At 69.9% G+C, this 25,034-nt stretch carries 23 protein-coding genes and 1 riboswitch; of the genes, 17 read left to right on the top strand and 6 right to left on the bottom strand.

Going from position 1 to position 25,034, the window contains the following annotated elements:
• Nucleotides 1-14: 14 nt before the first annotated feature.
• From ABZ664_RS12175 to ABZ664_RS12165, 3 genes are all read right to left on the bottom strand, one after another.
• A complete protein-coding gene (locus tag ABZ664_RS12175) occupies nucleotides 15-995 on the bottom strand; it encodes an ABC transporter permease (protein ID WP_362507068.1) in 981 nt (326 codons plus the stop codon).
• A 128-nt stretch (nucleotides 996-1,123) separates the two neighbouring features.
• Nucleotides 1,124-2,908, bottom strand: a complete 1,785-nt coding sequence (locus tag ABZ664_RS12170; RefSeq protein WP_362507064.1) for an ABC transporter substrate-binding protein — start codon at nucleotides 2,906-2,908, stop codon at nucleotides 1,124-1,126.
• Between the two features lie 16 nt (nucleotides 2,909-2,924).
• Complete coding sequence (locus ABZ664_RS12165; protein ID WP_350948071.1) at nucleotides 2,925-3,926, bottom strand: ABC transporter permease; 1,002 nt, start codon at nucleotides 3,924-3,926, stop codon at nucleotides 2,925-2,927.
• Nucleotides 3,927-4,250: 324 nt separating this feature from the next.
• Between ABZ664_RS12165 and ABZ664_RS12160 the strand changes: the two genes are divergently transcribed.
• The 6 genes from ABZ664_RS12160 to ABZ664_RS12135 all read left to right on the top strand — a co-directional run bounded on the left by ABZ664_RS12160 (nucleotide 4,251) and on the right by ABZ664_RS12135 (nucleotide 11,253).
• Nucleotides 4,251-5,066, top strand: a complete 816-nt coding sequence (locus ABZ664_RS12160; RefSeq protein WP_362507060.1) for an oxygenase MpaB family protein — start codon at nucleotides 4,251-4,253, stop codon at nucleotides 5,064-5,066.
• A gap of 127 nt (nucleotides 5,067-5,193) precedes the next feature.
• Nucleotides 5,194-5,324: riboswitch (FMN riboswitch) on the top strand.
• Nucleotides 5,325-5,725: 401 nt separating this feature from the next.
• A complete protein-coding gene (locus tag ABZ664_RS12155) occupies nucleotides 5,726-6,370 on the top strand; it encodes a riboflavin synthase (protein ID WP_362507057.1) in 645 nt (214 codons plus the stop codon).
• Nucleotides 6,367-7,581: a bifunctional 3,4-dihydroxy-2-butanone-4-phosphate synthase/GTP cyclohydrolase II gene (locus tag ABZ664_RS12150; RefSeq protein ID WP_362507054.1), complete on the top strand. Its 1,215-nt coding sequence runs from the start codon at nucleotides 6,367-6,369 to the stop codon at nucleotides 7,579-7,581. Before ABZ664_RS12155 ends, ABZ664_RS12150 begins: the two co-directional genes overlap by 4 nt.
• 49 nt (nucleotides 7,582-7,630) lie before the next feature.
• On the top strand, nucleotides 7,631-8,101 hold the full coding sequence (ribH, locus tag ABZ664_RS12145) for a 6,7-dimethyl-8-ribityllumazine synthase (protein WP_362507051.1): 471 nt from the start codon (nucleotides 7,631-7,633) through the stop codon (nucleotides 8,099-8,101).
• A gap of 134 nt (nucleotides 8,102-8,235) precedes the next feature.
• A complete protein-coding gene (locus ABZ664_RS12140) occupies nucleotides 8,236-8,694 on the top strand; it encodes a PH domain-containing protein (protein WP_362507048.1) in 459 nt (152 codons plus the stop codon).
• A gap of 324 nt (nucleotides 8,695-9,018) precedes the next feature.
• Entirely contained in the window at nucleotides 9,019-11,253 is a 2,235-nt protein-coding gene (locus ABZ664_RS12135; protein ID WP_362507045.1) for a glycoside hydrolase family 9 protein, read from the top strand.
• A 69-nt stretch (nucleotides 11,254-11,322) separates the two neighbouring features.
• Here the strand turns inward: ABZ664_RS12135 and ABZ664_RS12130 are convergent, their stop codons facing one another.
• Together ABZ664_RS12130 and ABZ664_RS12125 are read right to left on the bottom strand one after the other, a co-directional pair.
• Nucleotides 11,323-11,991 carry a TrkA family potassium uptake protein gene (locus ABZ664_RS12130; protein WP_362507042.1) on the bottom strand — a complete coding sequence of 223 codons (669 nt, stop codon included), beginning with the start codon at nucleotides 11,989-11,991 and terminating at the stop codon, nucleotides 11,323-11,325.
• Entirely contained in the window at nucleotides 11,984-13,324 is a 1,341-nt protein-coding gene (locus ABZ664_RS12125; RefSeq protein ID WP_362507039.1) for a potassium transporter TrkG, read from the bottom strand. Before ABZ664_RS12125 ends, ABZ664_RS12130 begins: the two co-directional genes overlap by 8 nt.
• Before the next feature lie 267 nt (nucleotides 13,325-13,591).
• On the opposite strand from ABZ664_RS12125, the gene ABZ664_RS12120 reads away from it, so the two are divergent.
• Genes ABZ664_RS12120 through ABZ664_RS12105 form a run of 4 tightly spaced genes read left to right on the top strand, consistent with a single transcriptional unit; the run spans nucleotide 13,592 to nucleotide 17,522 of the window.
• Nucleotides 13,592-14,497 (top strand): MoxR family ATPase, encoded by a 906-nt coding sequence (locus ABZ664_RS12120; protein ID WP_362507036.1) that lies wholly within the window; start codon nucleotides 13,592-13,594, stop codon nucleotides 14,495-14,497.
• Nucleotides 14,481-15,815: a VWA domain-containing protein gene (locus tag ABZ664_RS12115; protein WP_362507033.1), complete on the top strand. Its 1,335-nt coding sequence runs from the start codon at nucleotides 14,481-14,483 to the stop codon at nucleotides 15,813-15,815. Before ABZ664_RS12120 ends, ABZ664_RS12115 begins: the two co-directional genes overlap by 17 nt.
• Nucleotides 15,808-16,914 carry an XdhC/CoxI family protein gene (locus ABZ664_RS12110; protein WP_362507030.1) on the top strand — a complete coding sequence of 369 codons (1,107 nt, stop codon included), beginning with the start codon at nucleotides 15,808-15,810 and terminating at the stop codon, nucleotides 16,912-16,914. The genes ABZ664_RS12115 and ABZ664_RS12110 overlap by 8 nt, the downstream gene beginning before the upstream one ends.
• Complete coding sequence (locus ABZ664_RS12105) at nucleotides 16,911-17,522, top strand: nucleotidyltransferase family protein (protein WP_362507027.1); 612 nt, start codon at nucleotides 16,911-16,913, stop codon at nucleotides 17,520-17,522. The genes ABZ664_RS12110 and ABZ664_RS12105 overlap by 4 nt, the downstream gene beginning before the upstream one ends.
• A 119-nt stretch (nucleotides 17,523-17,641) precedes the next feature.
• On the opposite strand, the gene ABZ664_RS12100 is transcribed toward ABZ664_RS12105, so the two are convergent.
• Nucleotides 17,642-18,535 carry an endonuclease/exonuclease/phosphatase family protein gene (locus ABZ664_RS12100; protein ID WP_362507024.1) on the bottom strand — a complete coding sequence of 298 codons (894 nt, stop codon included), beginning with the start codon at nucleotides 18,533-18,535 and terminating at the stop codon, nucleotides 17,642-17,644.
• A gap of 193 nt (nucleotides 18,536-18,728) precedes the next feature.
• Here ABZ664_RS12100 and ABZ664_RS12095 point away from each other — a divergent pair, with 193 nt between their 5' ends.
• The 7 genes from ABZ664_RS12095 to ABZ664_RS12065 all read left to right on the top strand — a co-directional run bounded on the left by ABZ664_RS12095 (nucleotide 18,729) and on the right by ABZ664_RS12065 (nucleotide 24,866).
• Complete coding sequence (locus tag ABZ664_RS12095; protein WP_362507021.1) at nucleotides 18,729-19,769, top strand: LLM class F420-dependent oxidoreductase; 1,041 nt, start codon at nucleotides 18,729-18,731, stop codon at nucleotides 19,767-19,769.
• A 75-nt stretch (nucleotides 19,770-19,844) separates the two neighbouring features.
• Complete coding sequence (locus ABZ664_RS12090) at nucleotides 19,845-20,981, top strand: aminopeptidase P family protein (RefSeq protein ID WP_362507018.1); 1,137 nt, start codon at nucleotides 19,845-19,847, stop codon at nucleotides 20,979-20,981.
• Nucleotides 20,982-21,006: 25 nt separating this feature from the next.
• The gene (efp, locus tag ABZ664_RS12085) at nucleotides 21,007-21,567 is read left to right on the top strand and encodes an elongation factor P (protein WP_362507015.1); all 561 of its coding nucleotides are present in this window, start codon (nucleotides 21,007-21,009) and stop codon (nucleotides 21,565-21,567) included.
• Complete coding sequence (gene nusB, locus ABZ664_RS12080) at nucleotides 21,567-21,977, top strand: transcription antitermination factor NusB (protein ID WP_350948088.1); 411 nt, start codon at nucleotides 21,567-21,569, stop codon at nucleotides 21,975-21,977. Before efp ends, nusB begins: the two co-directional genes overlap by 1 nt.
• 302 nt (nucleotides 21,978-22,279) lie before the next feature.
• The gene (locus tag ABZ664_RS12075) at nucleotides 22,280-23,038 is read left to right on the top strand and encodes a methyltransferase domain-containing protein (RefSeq protein ID WP_362507012.1); all 759 of its coding nucleotides are present in this window, start codon (nucleotides 22,280-22,282) and stop codon (nucleotides 23,036-23,038) included.
• A 55-nt stretch (nucleotides 23,039-23,093) separates the two neighbouring features.
• Nucleotides 23,094-24,314, top strand: coding sequence for a DNA polymerase IV (dinB, locus tag ABZ664_RS12070; RefSeq protein ID WP_362507300.1), 1,221 nt, complete (start codon nucleotides 23,094-23,096; stop codon nucleotides 24,312-24,314).
• A gap of 147 nt (nucleotides 24,315-24,461) precedes the next feature.
• Nucleotides 24,462-24,866 (top strand): DUF3040 domain-containing protein, encoded by a 405-nt coding sequence (locus ABZ664_RS12065; RefSeq protein ID WP_350948148.1) that lies wholly within the window; start codon nucleotides 24,462-24,464, stop codon nucleotides 24,864-24,866.
• The last annotated feature ends 168 nt before the right edge of the window (nucleotides 24,867-25,034 follow it).

The raw sequence follows: 25,034 nt of genomic DNA, 5'->3' as shown, positions 1-25,034 counted from the left end.
TTTTTTCAGAACTCCTAGCTCAGCCGGACGCGAGGGTCGATGAAGGCGTACAGGATGTCGACGACGATGTTGAAGAAGACGATCGCGGCGGCCGCCACGAGCACCGTCCCCATCAGCATGGGCAGGTCGGAGCTGTCGACGGCCTTGATGGAGAGCCGCCCGAGTCCCTGTAACCCGAAGGTGGTCTCGGTGATGATCGCGCCGCCGATCAGCGTGCCGAGGTCCACGCCGAAGATCGTGATGATGGGAGTGAGGGTGCCGCGCAGGGCGAATCTCAGCACCACGCTCCGCCCGGACATGCCCTTGGCCCGCGCGGTGCGGACGTAGTCCTCGCTGAGCTGTTCCACCATCGTCGAGCGCGTCATACGGGTGTAGTTGGCGGTGAAGATGATCGCCAGCACCACCCAGGGCAGCGCGAGCCCGCTCGCCCAGGCGACGGGGTTCTCGGTGAACGGCAGATACTGGGGCCGCTGGAGGATCTGGTTCTTGTAGACGAGGAAGTAGAGCGCGAGCGTGCCGATGAAGTAGATCTGCACGGAGGCGCCGATGAGGGACGCCACGCTGGCGATCTTGTCCAGCGGCTTGCCCTGGCGCAGGGCCGCGACGATACCGGTCGCCATTCCGAAGATGAGGAAGACGATCGCCGCGCCGATGGTGAGGGAGACGGTGACCGGAAGCCGGTCCAGGATCGTCTCGAACACCGGCTCGCGGTTGACGAACGAGTAGCCGAGGCAGGGGGCCGGGCAGTGGCCCAGGCTTTCGTAGTCGCGGCCGACGAAGATGCCGGCCAGCCAGGCCACGAACTGGGCGAACAGGGGCTGGTCCAGTCCCAGGTTGTGCCGCGCCTGCTCCAGGAGCTCGGGCGGGCAGACCTTGCCGCAGGCGAGCCTCGCCGGGTCGGCGGGCACGGCGAAGAAGAGGAAGAACGTGACCGCGGAGATGATCAGAAGCGTGACCGCGGCGCCGAGCGTGCGGCGAGTGATGAATGGAAGCATTGCCTGTTTCCCGAGGTGGCTGGGACCGCTGCTGGGGCCTGACGGCCCCTTGGCCGTGGCCTCGCGGGAGGAGGTGTCGCCCTCCCGCGAGGCCACGGCCGCCGGTGTCTCCTAAGGCTTCGTGGGCGTTACTGCTTCACGAAGATTCTGTTCGGCTGGACGACCCACGACTGCGGGTCGATCTCCGCGCCGCCGATCTTGGAGCCGTGCAGGGTGTTGGCGATCCGGTTCTCGGCGACCACGAGCGGGGTGATCGTCTCCTGGATCTTCTTGTCCAGGTCCATCCACGCCTTGTTCTGGGCGTCGATGTCGGTCATCGCGGTGATCTCGTCCATCTCCTTGGTGAGCGCCTCGTCCTTCAGGTGCGCGTAGTTCGGCGCACCGTCGGCGATCGGGCCGAAGATGACGGGCATGACCGTCGAGCCGGACGGCCAGTCGGCGCCCCAGCCGCCCCAGTACATGTCGAACTCGTTCTTCACCAGGCCGATGGAGTCGTAGTAGGTCTTGCGGTCCAGCGGCTTGGCGACGACCTTGATACCGGTCTTCTCCAGGGCGCTCTTGATCACGACCATGATCTGCTCCTGGAGCGGCGTCTGGTTGTGGGCGAAGACGATGGTCGGCGTCGGGTTGCTCGACTCGGCCAGCAGCTCCTTGGCCTTCTCGATGTCACCCTCGGGCTTGGTCTCCTTGCCGAACAGGTCGTAGGGCTGGTAGCCGACCGTGGTGTTCTCGTTGAGGATGGTGGTCGGCAGCGCGGCCGCCTGCGGGCCACCGTAGACCTGCTGGATCTGCTTGGACGGCCACGCGTAGTTGATGGCCTGGCGGAGCTTTTGGTCCTTCACCCGGTCAAGGTTGAAGTAGTAGTAGTTCCCGTACGGGGAGGGGCTCTTCATCAGGCGGTTGGCCAGGCTGGCGTCGCCGAGCACCTGCTGCAGACGCTCCGGCGGGACCGTCGCGTAGAAGGTGAAGGCGGTCTGGTCCGGGCCCGTGTCCGCGATCAGGCGGTCGGTGATCTGCAGGTTCTCCTGGCCGAACTCCAGACGCCACTTGTCGGGGTAGGCGCCGCGGATCGGGTCGGTGGCCGGGTCCCAGTTGGGGTTGCGCTCAAGGTCGATGGACTTGTCGACCACGTGGTTCTTGATGATGTACGGGCCGCTGGAGACGGGGGCCTTGTCGTACTTCTCCTTGGTGTCCTTCTCCTTGGGGACGATGCCGTAGCCGCCCATGGCGAAGGCGTAGTTGGCGTCCGCGTGCGGCGTCTTGAACTTGTAGACGATCGTCTTGTCGTCCGGCGTCTCGATGCTGTCGAGGCGCTTGCCGTCGTAGGGGCCCTGGTAGGCCTTCTTGTGGTCGGTCTCGGTGAGCCACTGCTGGATGTAGGTCGGGCCCTGGGTGACGAAGGGGGCGAACGTCCGCTCCATGCTCCACTTCACGTCCTCGGACGTGATGGGCGTGCCGTCCTCCCACTTCACCCCGTCCTTGAGGGTGAAGGTCCAGGTCTTGCCGCCGTCGGAGGGGGTGCCGGTGTCGGTGGCGAGGTCGCCGACCAGCTTGTACTCGCTCTTGTCGGTGCGCTTGTAGCCGGTGAGGGTACGCGCGATCAGGAGGGAGAAGTTCGTCTCGGTGTTGACGTAGAGCTGGGCCGGGTCCATGTGGGAGAAGTCGTCCCGGTCGATCATCGTGACGGTGCCGCCCTTGACGACACCCTCCGGCTCGATGGCGGGGCCCTTGGAGTCCTCCGCGGTGCCGACCGTGATGGTCGGCGCCTTGAAGGGCTCCGCGGCGGGGGCGGACGCGCCCGCGGAGCCGCTGGGAGCGGCGGGGGCGCCCTGGTTGCCCTCGGCGCACGCGCTGGTGAGTGCGAGCGCGCCTATGGCGAGTACGGCCATCGCTGACCGCGTACGGACTTTCATCTCTCTCCTATCGGGTCTAACGCTTGAGCTTTGGATCGAAGGCGTCGCGGACCGAGTCACCGAGAAGGTTGAAGGCGATCACGAAGATGAGCAGAGCCGCGCCGGGGAAGATGAGGTAGGTGATGTCGTTCTGGTAGACCTCGGTGCCCCGCAGGAACATCCGGCCCCAGTCGGGAATGGGCTCGATCATGCCGACGCCCAGGAAGGACAGGGCCGCCTCGGCGGTCACCATCGCGGGCAGCAGCAGGGTCGACTGGATCAGGATCGGTGTCCACAGGTTGGGCAGCAGCTCCTTGAAGATGATCCGCGCGGGGGAGGCGCCGGTCACCTTGGCGGCCTCGACGAACTCCCGCTCGCGCATGGAGAGCACCTGGCCGCGCAGCAGCCGGGCGATGCCTGCCCAGCCGAAGGCCGTCAACAGGGTGATGAGCGTCACCGCGCGCAGCCAGACCGGCGTCTCCTCCGAGGGGTCGACGAAGAGGTTCTCCACCACCGGCATGAACGCGATGATGAACAGGGTCGAGGGGAACGAGAGGACGATGTCGATCAGGCGGCCGATGAAGTAGTCGGTTCTGCCCCCGATGTACCCGGCGACGATGCCCATCACGATGCCGATCATCGAGATGAGCAGCGTCGCGGCCATCGCGATCATCAGTGAGGTCCTGATGCCGTAGACGAGTTGCATGAACACGTCACGGCCGAGTCCGGGCTCGACGCCGAACCAGAAGTCCGAGCTCATGCCGCCGTTGGGCAGCACCGGGTAGCCGAAGTCGTTCAGCAGCCCGGGGGTGTCCTGCCCATAGAGGGTGTAGGGGTCCTTTCCGTACAGCCAGGAGATGACCGGCGCGAGGATCGCGACGAGGAAGAAGAAGATCACCACGAGGGCCGAGGCGATTCCGGTGGGGTCGCGACGGAAGCGCAGCCACATCAACTGGCCGGGGGAACGGCCCACCGTCTCCGTTGCCTTCACCGAGAGGGGGTCCTCGGTGGTGGACGCGGCTGGTGCAGGGATGGTCATCGTGCGGGCGCTCCCAACAGCATGGTTGAGCCTGATCCTTGGAACCATCGCAAAGCAGCGAAGGTCAAATCAATGGTCTGCTCCTTACTCATTTTATTGTTGTGTAATTTCCATCTGTTCGTAGCGTCAATTCTGTTGACGTGATGGGGGGGCAAGGTGAAAGAATCGATGCACATAAATGGTGGTTTTCACGGATCTGTGACACTTTGATGACCTGGTCGTGACACCCCTGCCTGGATCTCGTCTCGCTTGTGTCGCGGATTCGAGACATATGCCTCAGATCCCCTCCTGTAACGTCGTCGGTACTTGTTAGGGAGGCGACGCATGGATTACGGCCTGTTCGGACCGGAGTCGGTGACCTGGAAGGTGATGGGCGAGCGAATCCTGCTCGTCGCCGGTTTCCGTGCGTTACTCATGCAGGGGCTGCACCCTCGGGCGATGCGCGGGGTCGCGCAGAACTCCGCGCTCATGGACCCGGCTGAGGCGTGGTCCCGCTTCGTGCGCACCACCGAGTTCGTCCGGGTCCGCGTTTACGGCACGACCGCCGAGGTCGCCCGGGCGGGGGCCAGGGTCCGGAAGATCCACGCCGGCCTCACCGCCCTCGACCTCGACACCGGCGAGCGGTTCCGCCTCGACGACCCCGACGCGCTGCTCTGGGTCCACGTCGGCGAGGTCGACTCCTACCTCTCGGTCGCCCGGCGCGCGGGAGTGCGCCTGAGCGACGAGGAGGCCGACAGGTTCGTCGCCGAGTGGCGTCGGGTGGCCGAGGTGGTCGGCCTGCGCCCCGAGGACGTGCCAGGCTCGGTCGGCGAGATGGACGACTACATCCGGGCCAGCCGTCCCGGCCTCTACTTCGTCCCCGAGGTGGCCCACCCGCTCCTGCGGTCGCTCAACGCGCCGCTCCCGGCTCGCCTCACCGCGCTCAAGCCGATGTTCCCCCTCATCACCGGACTCGCCTTCGCGACCCTGCCGCGCTGGGCCCGCAGGCTGTACGGCCTGCCCGCCACCCCGCTGGGCGATCTGTGGGCGACGGCGTCCCTGAGGGCCCTGCACGCCGGGATCGGCCTGGTGCCCGAGCAAATGCGCTACTCCCCGGACGCGCTGAAGGCGCGGAAGGCGGTCGCCGAGCGCGCGGCGTGACTCGACCAAGTGCTCGCTTGTTCCACATGATGGAAGAGCGTGTCGTCCGGTTTTCCGGACATGGCACACTGGTGGGGGAGGGTGTGCCGTCCGCGGCGCGTCCTTCGATCGAACGAGAAAAGCAGAGCAGCGTGCTCCGGGGTCGGTGAAATTCCGAGCCGGCGGTTACAGTCCGCGACCCGGTCGAAGCCATCGACCGGTTGACCTGGTGAAACTCCAGGACCGACGGTTAAAGTCCGGATGGGAGGAAGCGCGCGAGTGAAGGAGTGTCTTCGGGCACCCTTCACTGATCGGGTGTACGCATCCGTTGATCCCCCGGGGCCCGCCGTGGCGAAAAGCTACTGGCGAGTAGGAGACCTCGGGTGACTGATCCGGCGCGGACGCGCCAGGCGGCCGGGCGTGCCCCTCACGGGCGCGGCGCCGTCGGCCCCCACCATTTCCCGCATTTCCCGCCCGGCCCTTCATGGTCCGGGCACACCGGCATTTCCCTTTTCCCGAGCTTCCCGAGCGTGCTCCGCCTTCCTGAGACACGCTCTGTCGGTCTTCGGGCTCCAGGGCCGCGTTCTTCCACGTCCTCGCCTCCCGGCCCACGTCCTTGGGCGTCCCGGACGACTCTCCCGAGCCCGGCCGTCCGGGCGGTCCCCCGCAAGGAGCTGTGAATGTTCACCGGAATCATCGAAGAACTGGGAGAGATCGCCGGGATCGAGCCGCTGACCGACGCGGCCAGGCTCTCGATCCGCGGTAAGACGGTCACCTCGGACGCCGGGCACGGTGACTCGATCGCCGTCAACGGCGTCTGCCTGACCGTGGTGGACGTCGAGGGCGAGGTGTTCACCGCCGACGTGATGAAGGAGACCCTCGACCGCAGCTCCCTCGGCGCGCTGAGACCCGGCTCCCCGGTCAACCTGGAGCGCGCCGTCCGCGCCGACCAGCGGCTGGGCGGACACATCGTCCAGGGCCACGTGGACGGGACGGGTGTCCTGCTGTCGCGGGAGCCCGCCGAGCACTGGGAGGTCGTCCACATCTCCCTGCCGCCCGAGCTCGACCGCTACGTGGTCGAGAAGGGCTCGATCGCCGTCGACGGCGTCAGCCTGACCGTGATGGGCGTCGGCTCCGGCGGCTTCGCCGTCAGCCTGATCCCCACCACCCTGAGCCTCACCACCCTCGGCGCGAAGCGGCCGGGAGACCCGGTGAACCTTGAGGTCGATGTGATCGCCAAACACGTGGAGAAGCTCGTCGGGGCGTACGTCCCGGCCGGTGAATCCGTCCGGAGCGCCGTGCCCGCCCCCGAGGAGGCCCTGTGATCAAGCTGGATCCGATCGAGCGTGCGATCGCCGACATCCGCGAGGGCAAGGCCGTCGTGGTCGTCGACGACGAGAACCGCGAGAACGAGGGCGACATCATCTTCGCCGCCTCCAGGGCCACCCCGGCGCTGCTCGCCTTCACCATCCGGCACAGCAGCGGCGTGGTCTGCGTGCCGATGCGCGGCGAGGACCTCGACAGGCTCGGCCTGCCGCTGATGGTCTACGACAACAAGGAGCGCCTGCGCACCGCGTACACGATCAGCGTGGACGCCAGGGACGGGGTGAGCACCGGCATCTCCGCCGCCGACAGGGCCCGCACGATCCGCGCGCTGGCCGACTCGGCGACCGAGCCGTCCGAACTGGTGCGGCCCGGACACGTCTTCCCGCTCCGCTACCGGGAGGGCGGCGTCCTGGCCAGGCGCGGCCACACCGAGGCGTCGGTGGACCTGGCCAGGCTCGCCGGGCTGAGCGAGGCGGGCGTGCTCGCCGAGGTCGTCAACGACGACGGCACCATGATGCGGCTGCCGCAGCTGCGCGACTTCTGCGACGAGCACGACCTGGCGCTCGTCTCGATCGAGCAACTGGTGGAGTTCAGGCGCCGCACCGAGCGGATGGTGACCAGGGTCGCCGAGACGCGGTTGCCGAACAGGTACGGCGAGTGGCGGGCCTACGGCTTCGCGAGCTCGCTGGACGGCGGCGAGCACCTCGCCCTCGTCCTCGGCGACATCGAGGACGGCGAGAACGTCATGGTCAGGGCGCACTCCGAGTGCCTGACCGGCGACGTGCTCGGGTCGCTGCGTTGCGACTGCGGGGTGCAGCTCGACCACGCCATGTCGCGGATCGCCGACGAGGGCAGGGGGGTGGTCGTCTACCTGCGCGGGCACGAGGGGCGCGGCATCGGACTGCTGGCCAAGCTCAGGGCGTACGGCCTCCAGGACGGCGGCAGCGACACCGTCGACGCCAACCTGGAGCTCGGGCTGCCCGTGGACGCGCGGGAGTTCTCCAACGCCGGGCAGATCCTCGCCGACCTGGGGGTGAAGTCGATCCGGCTGCTGACCAACAACCCGGCCAAGCTGCGCGGCATGGACGGCTACGGCATCAAGGTGCTCGGCCGCGAGCCCATGCCGGTGGCGATGAACCCGCACAACGAGAAATACCTGTCGGCCAAGCGCGACCGCCTCGGCCACGAGATTCCCAGGGAGGGCGCATGAGTGAGCGAGTGCACCGGGCGGAGCGGGGCAGCGGGCGCGGGGTGATCGCGTGAGCGGGGCCGGGCGGCCGGCGGCCGAGGCCGTGCGGGCGAAGGGGCTGACCGTCGGCGTCGTCGCCGCCCGGTGGCACGAGAAGATCACCGATCAGCTCGTGGCGCGGGCCGAGCAGGCGGGCAGGGACAGCGGCGCGGAGATGACCGTGGTGCGGGTGACCGGATCGCTGGAGATCCCGGTCGTGGCGCAGGTCCTGGCCAGGAAGTACGACGCGGTCGTCGCCCTCGGGGTCGTGATCCGCGGTGAGACCCCCCACTTCGACTACGTGTGCGACTCCGTCACCTCGGGCCTGACCCGGATCTCCCTGGACGAGGAGGTCCCGGTCGGCAACGGCGTGCTGACCTGCGAGTCCCTCGACCAGGCGCTCGACAGGTCGGGGTTGCCCGGCAGCCACGAGGACAAGGGCTACGAGGCCACCGTCGCCGCGCTGGAGACGGCGCTGCTGCTACGGGAACTCCGTTCCTGAGAGTCGCTCGCGGCCCCGCTCCACCGCGCCTCGTGACCGGTGCGGCGGGGCCGTGCGGTAGGTTGCCAACGGCGTCGTGACCAGCTGTCACAGCCGTTCCGGCCGGTGGTTTTCCGAAGGATCGTGATCTGAGAGTGAGCCAGGAGAGCGTCTCCCCGCCCCCGCTGCCCGTCGTGTGGCGGCCCAAGAGGGGACGGATCGCCGCCTACGGCTTCGCCGGTCTGATCATGCTCGGCGCGGTGCTGATGGCGATCTTCCTGTCCGAGCAGTTCACCCTGGCCGACAGGATCGCGATGATCGCGCTGGGCGGGGTGGTGGCCGGGGTCCTGCACCTGCTGGGACGGGTCAGGGTGGAGGCCGACGAGCAGGGGATCACCGTCGTCAACCCGCTGCGGGTGCATCGCTACGAGTGGCCCGAGGTGCTCGGGGTCACCCTGATCGACCACGAGCCCTGGGCGAAGATCGATTTCACCGACGGGGCCACGGTCGGCGCGATGGGCCTGCAGGGGTCGGAGAAGGACCGTACCGTCCGCCAGGTCCGCGAGCTCGCCGCCCTCATCAGGGAGCGCGGAGAGGCGTCGGAGACCCGCTGAGCCGCCGTACGGGGGCTCAGGGGGCCCCTCGGCCTGCCGGCCTGCCGGGCCGGGCCTTCTCGGGAGTCCCGGAGCCGGCCGGCTTGGTGATGTGCGCGAGCGTGACCTCCCGGCGGGGACGCGGGGAGGTGTGCGGGCCGTGGGAAAAGCGGTCACGCCGCGGTTCCGCGAATCGCTGGAACCTCATGAAAGTTACACGGTCATTCGCCGGAAAAATCGCTGTGAGCTGCATGAAGCGTTCTCTCCAATGGCGGTGACTGTCTTTTCCCGGTCTGAGGGTTCCAAGATGCGAAGCCCACACAACACAGGCCGAGAGGACTCCACGTGAACACGTCAGGCCGGATTCGGCTGTGGGCGGCGGCGCTGGCCGCGGCGCTGGCCGCGGCATCGATCACCGCGGCCGCCACCACAGGAACCGCCCATGCCGTCGTCCGACCGGCGCTCGGCCAGAACATCAAGGTCAACCAGGTCGCCTACGCGCCCGGCGCGGCCAAGCAGGCGACCGTGATCAGTAACTCGGGATCGCCGCTGACCTGGAGCCTGCTGGACGGTTCCGACCAGGTGGTGGCCAGTGGCACCACGACCGTCTTCGGCGCCGACTCCCCCTCCGGCGACTCCGTCCACAAGATCGACTTCTCGTCCTACACCGGGACCGGCACCAACTACGTGCTCACGGTGAACAACGAGTCCAGCCACCCCTTCGACATCGGCACCGCCGCCTGGAAGAAGCTGCCCTACGACGCGCTGGCGTTCTTCTACCACCAGCGCAGCGGCATCGCGATCACCTCCCAGTACGCCGGGGGAAGCCAGTACGCCCGCGCCGCCGGCCACCTGAACGTCTCTCCCAACCAGGGTGACAACAACGTGCCGTGCCGCAGCGACTGCGGCTACCGGCTGGACGTGCGCGGCGGCTGGTACGACGCCGGTGATCACGGCAAGTACGTGATCAACGGCGGCATGTCCGCCTGGCAGCTGGTCAACACCTACGAGCGGGCCAGGAACATCCCCGGCGCCGACACCGGCGCCTTCGCCGACGGCACCATGTCCATCCCCGAGCGCGGCAACGGCGTGCCCGACATCCTGGACGAGGCCCGCTGGGAGATCGACTTCCTGCTGAAGATGCAGGTCCCCGACGGCCGCCCGCTGGCCGGCATGGCCCACCACAAGATCCACGACGCCAACTGGACCGGGCTGCCGCTGCTGCCCGCCCAAGACCCCGAGGCCCGGGTGCTGTCGGCGCCCAGCACCGCCGCCACCCTGAACCTGGCCGCCGCGGCAGCCCAGTGCGCCCGGGTGTGGGCGTCCATCGACTCCGCGTTCTCCGCCCGCTGCCTGACCGCGGCGGAGAAGGCCTACGCCGCGGCCAAGGCCAACCCCTCGCGGTTCGCCCCGGCCTCCGACGGCACCGGCGGCGGCTCCTATGCCGACGGCAAGGTGACCGACGAGTTCTACTGGGCCGCCGCCGAGCTGTACGCCACCACCGGCAAGCAGGCCTACCGCACCGACCTGACCTCCTCCTCGCTGTACTACGGACGCAGTTTCACGAACGAGGGCGCCCTGTGGGCGGAGGTCGGCAGCCTGGGCGACATCACCCTGGCGCTGGTGCCCAACGGCCTGACATCCTCCATCGGCCAGCAGCTGCGGGCCTCCTTCGTCTCGGCCGCCGACGGCCTGCTGAACGTGATGCGCGGCCAGGGTTACCCGGTGCCCTTCCAGTCGTCCGGCGGCGGCTACATCTGGGGGTCCAACAACCTGATCCTCAACAACGCCGTCGTGCTGGCCCTGGCCCACGACTTCTCCGGCGCCGAGCGGTTCCGCACCGGGGTGTTCGAGACGATGGCGTACCAGCTCGGCCGCAACCCGATGGGCTACTCCTACGTCACCGGCTACGGCGACAAGCCCTCCCGTAACGTCCACCACCGGTTCTGGGCCAACCAGATCAACTCCTCCCTGCCCATCGCGCCGCCCGGCGCTCTGGCCGGCGGTCCCAACAGCGGCCTGGAGGACCCGGTCGCCCAGCAGCGCCTCAGCGGCTGCCGGCCGCAGAAGTGCTACCTGGACGACATCGACGCCTGGTCGGTGAACGAGGTCGCCATCAACTGGAACGCGGTCCTGGCCTGGGTCGGCGCCTGGACGGCCGAAAAGGCCGGCACCAGCGGCCCGACGCCGACGCCGACGCCGACCCCGACTCCGACGCCCACTCCGACCCCGACCCCGACGCCCACTCCGACCCCGACCCCGACTCCGACTGGAAAGGCCTGTGCGGCGACCTACACCGTCACCAACCAGTGGAACGGCGGCTTCGGAGCCAGCGTCGAGGTGAAGAACACCGGCACCGCCGCGCTCACCGGCTGGACCGTCGCGTGGACCTTCCCCAGCGGCCAGACCATCACCCAGCTGTGGAGCGGCTCGCACACCGCGAGCGGCTCGGCCGTCACCGTGGTCAACCTGTCCTGGAACGGCGCGCTGTCTTCGGGAGGCACCACCTCCTTCGGCTTCAACGGCGCCTGGTCCGGGGCCAACACCGCCCCCGCCCAGGTGACCTGCACCGCCCGGTAGGCGGCGCGGCGGGAACCCGCCGGTGCGTGACGGGGCCGAGTTCCGGTCCGCACCGGCGCGTTCCCGCGCTCAGGTCTCCTCGGCGAACCGCTCGGCCTTGTCGGTGTCGCCCGCCACGAGCAGGGTGTCGCCGTTGTGGATCACCGTGTCGGAGGTGGCGTAGGTGAACCTGCCGCCGGGTTTCTTGATCCCGACCACGGTGACCCCGTACTCGCTGCGGATGCCCAGGCTGCTCAGGCTCTTGCCGTCGGCCCACCGGGGCGCGAGGGTCTTGATCATGGCGTAGTCCTCGTCGACCTCCACGTAGTCGAGCATGCGCCCGGTGACGAGGTGCGCGACCCGCTCGCCCATGTCGTGCTCCGGCTGCACCACGTGGTGCGCGCCGACCCGCCGCAGGATCCGGCTGTGCTGCAGGCTGATCGATTTGGCCCAGATGTCGGCCACTCCCAGGTCGGTCAGGATCGAGGTGGTCAGGATGCTCGCCTCGATGTCGGTGCCGATGCCGACCACGGCCCGGCCGAACTCCCTGATGCCCAGCTGTTCGAGGGCGTCGGGATCGGTGGAGTCGGCGCACACCACATGGGTGAGCCGCCCGGAGAAGTGCTGCACGTTCTTGGGGTCGCTGTCGACGCCGAGCACCTCGACGTCGCGGCTCACGAGCTCTGCCGCCAGCGCGCCGCCGAACCGGCCGAGGCCGATCACCACGACCGCTTCGCTGCGGCCCTTCCTGTCAACCAACGAGGGGACGCTCCTCCGGGTATCGGAACCGACGGGTCTGTACGTGCAGTGCCAGCGCGGCGCCCAGGGTCACCGGACCGAGCCGCCCGACGAACATCAGGATGGTCAGGATGAGGTGTCCCACGGTGCCGACGTCGGCGGTGATCCCGGTCGAGAGCCCGACCGTGCCGAAGGCGGAGACCACCTCGAACAGTACGCGGTCGAGCTTGAACGGTGTCACCGTCATCAGGGCGAACGTGCCCATCGCGACCGACGCCACACTCAGCAGGGCGATCGTGAGCGCCTGCCGCTGCAACTGCTCGGGAACGCGGCGGCGGCCCGCCGACACGTCGGGCTCGCCGCGCAACTCGGCGAGGATCACGAACCCGAGGAGCGCGAACGTCGTCACCTTGATGCCGCCCCCGGTGCTCGCGCTGCCCGCCCCGATGAACATCAGCACGTCGCTGATGAGCCAGGAGTTCTCGCTCATCTGGGAGGTGTCCACGGAGTTCAGGCCGCCGCTGCGGGTCATCGTGCTGTGGAACAACCCGGCCATGATCCGCAGGCCAGGGGAGAGGGGACCCAGCGTTCCCGGGTTGTTCCACTCGGTGGCGGTGATGGCCACCGCCCCGCCGAACAGCAGGACGGCGGTCATCCCCAGCGTGATCTTGGCGTGCAGCGTCCAGCGCGCCGGACGGCGCCAGTTCTGCCGCAGCACGGCGTAGACGGGGAAGCCGAGACCTCCGGCGACCACCGCGGTGATGAGCGGGAGGCAGATCCACGGGTCGGTGACGAACCTCATCATGCTGTCCGGCCAGAGCGCGAATCCGGCGTTGGTAAATGCCGAGATCGCATGAAAAATCCCGTAATAGGCGGCGCGGCCGAACGGCTCCCCGTACCCGATCACGAAGCGGGCGGTGAGCACCGCGGCGGTGAGCGCCTCGGCGACCAGGGTGACCTTGGCGACCCCCGCGATCACCTTCCGTACGTCGCCGGGGCCGAGGGTCTTGGTCTCGGCCTGGGTGTTGAGACGGGCGCGCAGACCGAGCTTTCCCGAGACGATCACCGCGAGGATCGAGGAGAGCGTCATGATCCCGAAGCCGCCGATCTGCATCAGCACCATGAGCACGATCTCGCCGAAGAACGACCAGTGCATCGCGGTGTCGTGCACGGCGAGCCCGGTTACGCACACCGCGGAGGTGGCGGTGAACAGGGCCGACGTCCACGAGACGCTCTCACCCGCCGCGACCGCGACCGGTAGCGAAAGCAGCCCGGTACCGACGAGGACCACCGCCAGGAACGCCAGCACGACGGCCCTGGACGGGGTGTTGATCCGGTCGAGCAGGTTCTTCACTCAACACCTGCAGCGTGAAGGCCCGGTCCTTCTGGGCCGGGAGGAAACACGGAACGGTCCTGCACGATGCGATCCTTCCACGACCACTGAGCGATATCGCCAATGAGGCGTCGGTGACGGAGATGTCGAAGCTCGTCCCGAGCGCGGAGCAGGCCGGGAGCCCGCCGGCGACGACGCGGGCCTGCGACGGCCGACGTCGGGCGGGCGCGGGAGCCGGGGCGCGGTGTGATCACGCGAGGACTCCGCCTCCGGGCGTAGCCTGAGGTGGTGGTGAGGCGGACAATCGAGGCATCTGATGTGGAGTCGCCCGCGCAGCTGGCCCAGCTGCTCGACGAGCGGTCGTACCTGGCCGATGAGGGGCTCGTCACGGCGACCTTCCTCGCGCTGCGGATGGGCCGCCCGCTGTTGCTCGAAGGCGAGGCGGGAGTCGGCAAGACCGAGCTGGCCAGGACCCTCGCCGAGGTGTTCGGGGCGCCGCTGATCCGCCTGCAGTGCTACGAGGGGCTCGACGCCTCACAGGCGCTCTACGACTGGGACTTCGCCCGCCAGCTCCTGCACCTGAAGGCGGCCGAGGCGGCCAAGGCTGGGGGCGTCACCGACGCCGCCCGGCTGGAGGGCGAGGTCTACGACCGAAGGTTCCTGATCGCCAGGCCGCTGCTGAGGGCGATCGAGACCCAGCCCGCGGTGCTGCTCATCGACGAGGTCGACCGGGCCGACGTGGAGTTCGAGGCGATCCTGCTGGAGGTGCTCTCGGATTTCGCGATCTCCGTCCCCGAGCTCGGCACGATCCGCGCCGCGCGGCCGCCGGTGGTGGTGCTCACCTCCAATCGCACCCGCGAGGTGCACGACGCGCTGAAACGACGCTGCCTCTACCACTGGCTGGACCATCCCTCCTTCGACAGGGAGGTGGCGATCCTGCGCAGGAGGCTTCCCGAGTGCTCGGAGATCCTGGCCGAGCAGGTGGCCACGGCGACGGGGCGGCTCCGCGAGGCCGATCTGATCAAGCCGCCGGGGATTGCCGAGACCCTCGACTGGACCGAGGCGCTCCTCGCCCTCGGCGCCCGCGAGCTCGACCCCGACCTGGCGGCCGCCTCGCTGGGCGCCCTGCTCAAGCACAGGGAGGACCACGAGACGGTGCTGGGGAAGGGGTTCCTCGGTGCGTCCCGGAGCTGACGGCGTTCCCCCGACCGGCGTTCCCCCGACCGGCGTTCCCCCGACCGGCGTTCCCCCGACCGGCGTTCCCCCGACCGGCGTTCCCCCGACCGGCGTTCCCCCGACCGGGGCTCCCTCGGCGGGAATCCCGCCGGCCGGGGCTCCCCCGACCGGCGTTTCCTCCGTCACCCGGGCCGCTCCGGACGGCGGGGCCCCTCTCGCGGCGGTCCCCTCCACACTCGGCGCGGGGGAGGACCTGGTCGCGGTCATGACCGGTTTCGCCAGGACGCTGCGCGCCGCGGGGGTGTCCGCCGACCACGAGCGGACCCAGGGCCTGCTGCGCGCCCTGTCCCACCTGGACGCCTCCAGGCCCGGCGACGTCTACTGGGCGGGCAGGGTCACGCTGTGCGCCTCGGCCGAGGACCTGCCCCGCTACGACCGGGTCTTCCGCGCCTACTTCGCAGGGCTGCGGGCGGGCCGCGCGAGAGCGGAGGCGGTCACCGTCACCCGGCACACCGCGGCGGGGCCCGAGGTACGCCCCGAGCACCGCCAGGGTGGCGAGCCTCCCGCCCTGGCGTCGACCGCGAGCGCGACGGAGGTGTTGCGCACCCGGGACGTGGCCCGGATGACGGCGGCGGAGCTCGCCGAGGCGCACCGGCTGCTCGCCCTGCTGCGGGCGGGCAGGGAGCGGCGCGCGTCACGGCGTTTCCGGCCTTCGCGCCGAGGGCGGCTGGACGGCCCGGCGACCGTCCGCGAGACCCTGCGCAGGGGAGGGGAGATCTCCGGGCTCCGCTACCGCGCGCACCGGACCAGGCCGCGCAGGGTCGTGCTGCTGGTCGACGTGAGCGGCTCCATGGCCCCGTACGCGGACACGCTGCTCCGCCTCGCCCACGCGCTGGTCAGGTCGGAGCCGGGGGCCACGGAGGTGTTCAGCGCGGGCACCCGGCTGACCCGGCTCACCGCCGAGCTTCGCCACCGCGACCCGGAGACCGCGATGAACGCCGTCTCCCGCGCCATTCCCGACTGGAGCGGCGGAACCCGCCTGGGGGAGGAGCTGCGGCGCCTTCTGGCGCTGAACGACGCGGCGGGGGCGGTGGTGGTGATCGCCTCCGACGGGTGGGAGCGCGGCGACGTCTCGTTGCTGGGAGCGGAGATGGCCAGGCTGTCCCGTACGGCCCACCGGGTGATCTGGGTGAACCCGCACAAGGGCAGGGAGGGCTACCGGCCGCTCACCGCCGGGATGCGGGCCGCGCTTCCCCACATCGACGACTTCGTGGCCGGGCACAGCCTGGCCGCGTTCGAGGAACTGGCGACGCTGCTTGGAGGCACGCATGCGTGACGTTCTGTCACAGATCCTGCGATGGTGGGAGGCGGGAGAGACGTTCGGCCTGGCCACCGTGGTCAACACCTTCCGCAGCGCGCCCCGGCCACCGGGGGCGTCCATGGCGGTGCTCGGCGACGAGGCCGAGGGCAGCGTCTCCGGCGGCTGCGTCGAGGGAGCCGTCTACGAGCTGTCCAGGGAGGTGGTCTCCTCGGGCGCGCCCGTCCTGCAGCGGTACGGCGTGAGCGACGACGACGCCTTCTCCGTCGGCCTGACCTGCGGCGGCATCCTGGACATCTTCGTCGAGCCCGTTTCCAGGGAGACCTTCCCCGAGCTTGGGGAGGTCGCCGCCTCGGTACTGCGGCGCGAGCCGGTGGCGGTGGCGACCGTTCTGTCGGGGCCGGGCGCGATCGGCACCCGCCGGGTCATCTGGCCTGACCGCTCCTCCGGCTCCCTGGGGGTGACCCGGCTGGACGACGCGGTGGACGACGACGTCAGGGGGATGCTCGCGCAGGGACTGACGGGCATCCGCAGGTACGGGGCGAGGGGAGAGCGACGGCTCGACGAGCTGTCGGTCTTCGTCCAGTCCTTCGCGCCGCCGCCCAGGATGCTGGTCTTCGGCGCGATCGACTTCGCCGCCGCGGTCGCGAGGGTCGGCAAGTTCCTCGGCTACCACGTGGTCGTGTGCGACGCCCGCCCGGTGTTCGCCACGGCCAAGCGCTTCCCCGAGGCGGACGAGGTGGTCGTGAAGTGGCCGCACGACTATCTCACCTCGACCGTCGTGGACGAGCGGACCGCGATCTGCGTGCTCACCCACGATCCCAAGTTCGACGTTCCCCTGCTCGAGGTCGCGTTGCGCACCCCGGCGGGCTACGTCGGCGCGATGGGCTCGCGCCGCACGCACGAGGACCGGCTGGCCCGGCTGGCCCAGGCGGGAATGGGAGAGGCCGAGCTGAAGAGGCTCCGCTCGCCGATCGGGCTGGACCTGGGTGCGCGCACGCCGGAGGAGACGGCGATCTCGATCGCCGCCGAGCTGATCCAGCTACGCTGGGGCGGCTCGGGCCGGCCGCTGACCGACGGTTCCGGCAGGATCCACGGCGAGGGGCCCGGCGGGTGAGCGCGGAAGAGATCGGTGGGCGTGCGGCGAGCGCGGGGCTGCTGCTCGCCGCCGGATCCGGCTCGCGGCTCGGCACTCCCAAGGCGCTGGTGGAGTTCCACGGGGAGCGACTGGTGGACCGCGGGGTAAGGGCGCTCCGCGACGGCGGCTGCCGTCCCGTGGTCGTGGTGCTCGGCGCGGCCACCGTGCGGGTAGGGGGAGCGGTGACCGTCCACAATCCGGAGTGGAGCTCGGGGATGGGCTCCTCGCTCAGGGCCGGACTGAGCGCGATCCCGGCCGTCGCCGAGCACGTGGTGATCGCCCTGGTGGACCAGCCGTTCGTCGGCCCGCGGGCGGTGGAGCGGCTCATCGGGGCCGCGCGGCGGGGCGCCTCGGTCGCCGTCGCCACCTATGGCGGCGCGCGGAGGAACCCGGTGTTGATCGGCAGGGAGCACTTCGAGGAGGTCGCCAGGCTCGCGACCGGAGACGCGGGCGCCCGCCCGTTCCTGAGGGCCCATCCGGAACTGGTCGTCGCGGTCCCCTGCGACGACGTCGCCGACCCCGCTGACATCGACACCCCGGCCGACCTGTCCGCCCTCCGTGCCCGCCCGGGGGCTTCGGGTCTCTAGGGCGCCGGTCGGGTAAGGACCGGGCGATGTTCGGCCTTCGGTGAACCGCGGGTCGCAACGGATCGGCCCGGCCGCGTCCGGTGTCGATCAACGCTCCGTACGGTTACCCGACCGGTTTCCTAGGCGGCCAGGCGCAGTGAGGCGACGGCGGCGCGGTGGTCGCTGCCCGCGGCCCGCTCGACGCCGGAGCTGGTGGCGATCATGCCGCGGTACAGGATGTGGTCGGGGCGGGTGACGGGGAAGGACGCGGGCCAGGTGAAGCCGAATCCCGTACCGGCCTCCTGCTGGGCGTCCGACAGCGGCGGCACCAGGCCGGAACGCTTGCGGTCGGTGGTGGCGGTGTTCAGGTCGCCGAGCAGCAGGAGGCGCTCGCTGTCGTCCTTGTCGATCATCCTGCGGGCGTGGGCGAGGGTCTCGTCGCGCTGAGCGGTCTGTCCTGGGCGGGCGGAGGCGAGGTGCATGACGTACACGGTCACCCTGCCCTTGGGGGTGACGACCACCGCGCGCAGTGCCCGCGCCCAGTCGAGGCCGATGTCGGCCTTGCGTGCCTCGGCGATCGGGAACCGGCTCCACAGGCCGACGGTGGCGATCCGGTAGCGGTGGGGGAAGTGGTCGTTGAGGAACTTCGCCGCGGGGCCGCCGGCGGTCAGTTCCTGCACCGCGACCAGGTCGCGGCCCTTGGAGACGGACCGCATGGCCTCGGCGGAGGCGGCGTTGGTCGCGCCGACGTTGAGGGTGGCGACCGAGAGGTCGCTGGGTCCGCCGGGCGGGCTGCGCAGCAGCGCCGGGCCGAACATGAGGCCCCACACGGTCGCCGGGACCAGCGCCGCGAGGATCACCTGCCACGAACGGGTCGCCAGCGCGCAGATCAGCAGGATCGGCACGGCGATCCCGAGCCACGGGAGCAGGCTCTCCAGCACGGGCGTGAAACCGCCCAGCTCCGGCAGGAGCCGGTGTCCTCCGAGCGTGAGGGCGAGCGCTGCCGCCGCCACGACGATCGACTGCCTCAGCACACCGCTCCTCGTCCGCCCTGTGGTGGTGAATCGCCCTCCACCTCCGAGGTCCCCTACCCCGGAATGCGTAGGCTACCGGCCCGATGGCGGCGGCGCGGGGCTTGGTGCTTCGGCGGTGAGTCGATAGCCTTTGCCGACGAGGCGACGGAATAACATTCGGTTTTGTTCGGCACCGCGGAAGGACGATCTCACGATGCGCATCGGTATGGCCCTGAACTACTCGGGGGGCTTCAAGGAGACGGTGGCCGAGCTGGCCGACTACGAGAAGGCCGGGCTCGACATCGTCTTCGTCGCCGAGGCGTACAGCTTCGACGCGGTCAGTCAGCTGGGCTACATCGCGGCCAAGACCGAGAGGCTGCAGATCGCCTCCGGCATCCTGCCCGTCTACTCCCGCACCCCCGCCCTGCTGGCGATGACCGCCGCGGGCCTGGACTACGTCTCCGACGGCCGCTTCACCCTCGGTCTGGGAGCCTCGGGCCCCCAGGTCATCGAAGGCTTCCACGGCGTCCCCTACACCGCGCCGCTCGGCCGCACCCGCGAGGTCGTCGAGATCTGCCGTCAGGTCTGGAGGCGCGAGCGCCTGACCTACGAGGGCAGGCACTACACCGTCCCGCTCCCCGCGGACCAGGGAACGGGGCTGGGCAAGCCGCTGAAGCTCATCAACCACCCGGTCCGCGAGCGCATCCCCGTCGTGATCGCCGCCATCGGTCCCAAGAACGTCGAGCTCGCCGCCGAGCTCGCCGAGGGCTGGGAGCCGATCTTCTACGTGCCGGAGAAGGCCGCCGACGTGTGGGGCGCCTCCCTGACGGCGGGCAAGGCGAGGCGGGACCCGGCGCTGGGCGAGCTGGACGTGATCGCCCAGGCCCCGCTCGCCATCGGCGACGACGTCTCCGGATGGCTGGAGCTGGGCCGCCCGATGGCCGCCCTCTACATCGGCGGTATGGGCGCCAAGGGCAGAAACTTCTACAACGACCTCGCCCGCAGGTACGGCTACGAGAAGGAGGCCGAGCAGATCCAGAACCTCTACCTGGAGGGCAGGAAGGACGAGGCCGCCGCGCTCGTGCCGCACGAGCTGCTGGAGAGGACGTCCCTGATCGGCTCGGAGGGGCACGTCCGCGAGCGACTGCAGGCGATGCGCGAGTCGGGCGTCACGACCGTCAACGTCGCCCCGCTGGCGGGCACCCACGAGGAGCGCGTCCGGCTCGTCGAGAGGGTGAGGGAGCTCGCCTCCTGACGTCGGCCGGGTGCGCGCAGGATTGAGGTGACGACATTGTTCAAAACGGTTAACGCCGTGCCTACCATGCCTACCATGACCGCCACCCACGCCCGGCGCCGCGCGAGCCTCGCGGCCCTGCTGCCCGCTCACCGGGCGGACGCGATCCTGGTCACCAGCGTCGTGAACGTGCGCTACCTGACCGGCCTGGCCAGCTCCAACGCGGCCGTCCTGGTCAGGGCCGACGCCGGCGCCACACTGGCCACCGACTCCCGCTACATCGAGGCCGCCCGGCGCGTCTGCGCCGACGTGGAGGTGATCGAGGCGCCCGACGTCGCCGGGGCCCTGCTGCCGGAGAACGGCCGGACGGGCATCGAGGCCGACCACATGTCCGTCACCGACTACTTCCGGCTGGGCGGAGAACTGCCGCGCCTGTCCGGGCTCGTGGAGTCGGTGCGCACGGTCAAGGACGACGCCGAGATCGACCTCATCCGCACCGCGTGCGAGCTCACCGGCCGGGCCTTCGACGAGGTCGTGCCCGGCTTGCGTCCCGGACTGACCGAGAAGGAGGTCGCCAGGGCGCTGGAGCGCCGGATGGTGGAACTGGGCGCGGACGGGCTCGCCTTCGACTCGATCGTCGCGAGCGGGCCCAACGGCGCGATCCCGCACCACTCGCCCTCGGACCGGCCGCTGGAGCGCGGCGACCTGGTCACCATGGACTTCGGGGCGCTGTACCGGGGCTACCACGCGGACATGACCAGGACCGTGGCGATCGGCGAGCCCGCGGGGTGGCAGCGCGAGCTGTACGACCTGGTCCGCGCCTCCCAGCGGGCCGGGAGCCTGGCCGCGCGGGTCGGCGCGGCGCTCCACGAGGTGGACGCCGCGGCCCGCGACCTGATCGTGGAGGCGGGGTACGGGGAGTTCTTCAAGCACGGCCTCGGCCACGGCGTCGGGCTGCAGATCCACGAGGCGCCGTTCCTGTCACCGGAAAGACCCGAGGAACCGCAGGAGTCCCGGGGAGAGCGGGAAGGTTCTCCGAAGCCGAAACGATCTTCGAGAGAGCCGGAGCGCGACCTTGAGCACGCTAGACTAGAGGATCGAGTCCCGGTGACCGTCGAGCCAGGGGTTTACCTTCCCGGCAGGGGTGGTGTCCGTATCGAGGACACGCTCGTGGTGCGCGATGGCGGACCGGAACTTCTCACACGGACGACCAAAGAGCTGCTCGTCCTTTAAGAGCGGCCGTACGCAGGAGAGACTAGTGGCGACGACGAACGACCTCAAGAACGGCCTGGTGCTCAAGCTCGACGGCGGTGAGCTCTGGGCCGTCGTGGAGTTCCAGCACGTCAAGCCCGGCAAGGGCGGCGCGTTCGTCCGCACCAAGCTCAAGAACGTGCTATCGGGCAAGGTCGTCGACAAGACCTTCAACGCGGGCGTGAAGGTCGAGGTGGCCAACGTCGACAAGCGCGAGATGCAGTTCTCCTACATGGACGGCGACGACTACGTCTTCATGGACACCGAGACCTACGACATGCTCAACGTCTCCAGGACGGCGGTCGGCGACTCGGCCAACTACCTGCTGGAGAACATGCTGGCCACCGTGGCGATCAACGAGGGCAACGTCCTCTACGTCGACCTGCCCGCGGCCGTCGAGCTGCTCGTCGCCGAGACCGAGCCCGGCCTCCAGGGCGACCGCTCCACCGGCGGCACCAAGCCCGCCACGCTGGAGACCGGCGCCGAGATCAAGGTGCCGCTCTTCATCACCACCGGTGAGAAGGTCAAGGTCGACACCCGCACCGGCGATTATCTCGGCCGCGCCTGATGTCGGCACGAGGTAAGGCGCGCAGGCGCGCGCTGGACATCCTCTTCGAGGCCGAGGCACGCGGGCAGGACCCGCTGAGCGTCCTCGCCGAGCGCCTTGAGCGGGCCGAGCCGCCCGTGAACGAATACACCACGACGATCGTCGAGGGCGTGTGCAGGCACCGGTCGCGCATCGACGAGCTGATCACCACCTACTCCGAGGGCTGGACGCTCGACCGCATGCCCGCGGTCGACCGCAACCTCCTGCGCGGCGGCACCTACGAGCTGCTGTGGATGCCGGACGTTCCCGAGGGCGTCGTCATCAGCGAGTGGGTCAGCCTGGCCTCCGAGCTGTCGACCGACGAGTCGCCGCAGTTCGTCAACGGGCTGATGGCCCGTTTCAAGCAGCTCAAGCCGTCCCTGGCGCTCTAGCGGCCCCGCACCGAACGTCGACAGGGAAAGTCTCGGCGGGGAACGACCGTCTCGGCCGAGGGAAACCCGGTCAGGGTTGGGAGACGCCTCACCGGCCGCCTCACGGGAGGCCCGGATCTCCGGGTCTCCCCGCTCCGACGTACCCCTGCCCGAGGTGTCCCCTTTTCTCCCGGCTTGCCCATGGGATCCGTCCGGGCCGGGAAAAAGACTCGATCAAGCGCGAGTATGGATACTCCTTGGGCCGCACCGGGGGGCGCGCCGCGTAGGCTGGGCTCGTCACCGAACGAGGAGGCGATCTGAAGTTGCACGCCGTAGGCATCTCACGGCAGGCGGGCACCCCCGCGGTCCGCACAGCGGTCGTGTGGGACGTCCTGAGTGCCGTGCTGGCCGAGCGGGTGGCCGCGACAGGCCGTGAGCGGCTCGACATCGTCGACGCCGGGGGCGGAACGGGCGGTTTCGCCGTTCCCCTGGCCGACCTGGGGCACGCCGTGACGGTCGTCGATCCCAGCCCCGACTCGCTCGCCGCGCTGGAGCGCCGCGCGGCGGAGGCGGGGGTGGAGGTGCGCGCCCTGCAGGGTGACGCCGCGGACCTGGGGGAGTTGCTCCCGGGCGGCGGGGCCGACCTGGTGCTCTGCCACAGCGTGCTGGAGTACGTGGAGGACCCGAACGGCGCGGTGAGGGCGATGGCCGGCCTGCTGCGCGAGAGCGGCGTGATCAGCGTGCTCGCCGCCAACCCGCTCGCCGCCGCGCTCCACCGCTCCATCGCCGGCAGGTTCGACGAGGCACTCCAGGTCCTGGACGACCCCCAGGGCCGCTGGGGCGACCGCGACCCCACGCCCAGGCGTTTCACCCGAGAGGCTCTGGAGCGGCTTCTCGCCGCGGCGGGTTTCACGCCCGGCGAGGTGCACGGTGTGCGGGTCTTCGCCGACCTGGTGCCCAGCAGGCTGCTCGACGGCGAGCCCGGAGCCGCCCGCGCCCTGGTCGCCCTGGAGCAGGCGGCGGCGGTGCACCCGGTGCTCCGCGACATCGCGACCCAACTGCACATGCTTGGCCACCGGTGAACACCACATCGAACGCGTGTTCCCGTAGGATGGCGGCGTGTCGAGAAAGCAGCAGATGCCGCGTCCGGGTTCCGATCTGGGCACGGACGACAGCGGCTGCCCGATCCTCCACGTCGACATGGACGCCTTCTACGCGGGCGTCGAGCTGCGCGACCGTCCCGAGCTTCGGGGTTCTCCCGTCATCATCGGCGCGCCCGGGGCGCGCGGGGTGGTGCTCAGCGCCACCTACGAGGCCCGGAGATTCGGGGTGCACTCGGCCATGCCCATGACCCGGGCCCGACGGCTCTGCCCCCAAGCGGTGATCATCCCGCCGAGCCGGGGCAAATACGCGGAGGTCTCCCGGCGCGTCATGGAGATCTTCCACACCTACACCCCCGAGGTCGAGCCGATCGCCTCCGACGAGGCGTTCCTCGACGTCGGCGGGGCCCGCAAGCGTCTCGGCCCACCGGCGGCGATCGCCAGGATGATCCGTGAGCAGGTCGTGCGAGAGCAGGGCGTCACCTGTTCCGTCGGGGTCGCCGGCAGCAAGTTCGTGGCGAAGCTCGCCTCACGGCACTGCAAGCCCGACGGCCTGTTCGTGGTGCCCGCCGACAAGGTGGTCGACTTCCTGCACCCGCTGCCCGTGGCGGCGCTGTGGGGCGTCGGAGAGCGCACGGAGCGGTCACTGGCCCGCCTCGGCATCAAGACCGTCGGCGACCTCGCCAGGGCCCCTGTGGAGACGCTCCAGCGGGATCTGGGCCAGGCGGCCGGCGCGCACCTGGCGGCGCTCGCCTGGGGTCGCGACGAACGCCCGGTGACCCCGTACGTCCCCGACAAGAGCATCGGCGCGGAAGAGACCTTCGCCACAGACATCGCCGATCCCGTGGAGATCCGCAGGGAGCTGCTCCGGCTCTCCGAGCGGGTCGCCGCCAGGCTCAGGGAGGGGGGCAGTGTCGGCCGCACGGTCAGCGTCAAGCTCCGCCGCGCCGACTTCACCACCCTTTCCCGGTCCAGGAGCCTGCGCGAGCCCACCGACGTCGCCAAGATCCTGTACGAGGTCGCCTGTGCCCTCTACGCCGCCTCCGGCCTGGAGAACACCCGGCTGAGGCTGGTCGGCGTGCGGGTGGAGAACCTCGGTCCGGCCGCCGGGGCGACCCGGCAACTCGGGCTCGGAGAGCGCGAGACGGGCTGGCGGGAGGCCGAACGGGCGATGGACAGGGCGGCCCGCAGATTCGGTCGCGATGCCGTCCTCCCGGCCTCCCTTGTTCGCCCGCCGTTTGATGGAATAGACCCATGATGCGGCCTCCGGTTTGGACTACGTTGGACGTTTTCTTTCGTCTACGTCTACAGCCTCGTATTCTGGGGATAACCGACCGCGAGGTTCGGACACCCCGTGTCGTCCGTCACCGTCTTCCCCGTCCTGGGGCTGTCCTTGGGAGGCGCCGTGCCGCTCTCTGAGCACGAGCAGCGCTTGCTCGACCAGATCGAGCAGGCCCTCTACGCCGAGGACCCGAAGTGGGCCAATACCGTCAGGATCAGTGATCCCCGTAGCCATTACAGGCGCCGCCTGGTGAAAGCCTCCATCGGCTTCATCCTGGGTGTCGTCCTGCTGATGGTCGGCGTTGTGATCATCAACATCCCGCTCGGCGTCGGCGGTTTCGTGGTCATGCTCGCCGCGTGTCTGTGGGGTCTGTCCAGCTGGAAGCGGATGAACGGGTTCGGTGAGGCCAACGCGGCCACGTCGCCCGATCAGCCGCGAGGCAAGGGGGGGCGCCGTCCCGGCGGTTCCCGCCAGAGCTTCATGGAACGCATGGAGGAGCGCTGGCGCCGTCGTAACGACGAGCGCTAGCCCGGCGGGGAGCGTCACCGCCCGCGGTGGATCTCCCCGACGATCCCTTCACGACGACGAGGGCCACTCCCGACTTGGGAGCGGCCCGTGTCATCCGCCGAGTTCCCCCCTCGCGTGCCCCGGCGGCTCCGGTCTCGCCGTCAGGCTCTCCGGTGGCCGCAGACCTGG

Origin of the sequence: Streptosporangium sp. NPDC006930, assembly GCF_040635605.1 — a bacterium.
Classification (GTDB): domain Bacteria; phylum Actinomycetota; class Actinomycetes; order Streptosporangiales; family Streptosporangiaceae; genus Streptosporangium.
This window is presented reverse-complemented; position numbering and strand designations above follow the sequence as displayed.

Coding starts and splice junctions, on each gene's coding strand:
- ABZ664_RS12175 (WP_362507068.1), bottom strand. CDS start 995: ATGCTTCCATTCATCACTCGCCGCACGCTCGGCGCCGCGGTCACGCTT.
- ABZ664_RS12170 (WP_362507064.1), bottom strand. CDS start 2,908: ATGAAAGTCCGTACGCGGTCAGCGATGGCCGTACTCGCCATAGGCGCG.
- ABZ664_RS12165 (WP_350948071.1), bottom strand. CDS start 3,926: ATGACCATCCCTGCACCAGCCGCGTCCACCACCGAGGACCCCCTCTCG.
- ABZ664_RS12160 (WP_362507060.1), top strand. CDS start 4,251: ATGGATTACGGCCTGTTCGGACCGGAGTCGGTGACCTGGAAGGTGATG.
- ABZ664_RS12155 (WP_362507057.1), top strand. CDS start 5,726: ATGTTCACCGGAATCATCGAAGAACTGGGAGAGATCGCCGGGATCGAG.
- ABZ664_RS12110 (WP_362507030.1), top strand. CDS start 15,808: ATGCGTGACGTTCTGTCACAGATCCTGCGATGGTGGGAGGCGGGAGAG.
- ABZ664_RS12095 (WP_362507021.1), top strand. CDS start 18,729: ATGCGCATCGGTATGGCCCTGAACTACTCGGGGGGCTTCAAGGAGACG.
- ABZ664_RS12090 (WP_362507018.1), top strand. CDS start 19,845: ATGACCGCCACCCACGCCCGGCGCCGCGCGAGCCTCGCGGCCCTGCTG.
- nusB (WP_350948088.1), top strand. CDS start 21,567: ATGTCGGCACGAGGTAAGGCGCGCAGGCGCGCGCTGGACATCCTCTTC.
- dinB (WP_362507300.1), top strand. CDS start 23,094: ATGCCGCGTCCGGGTTCCGATCTGGGCACGGACGACAGCGGCTGCCCG.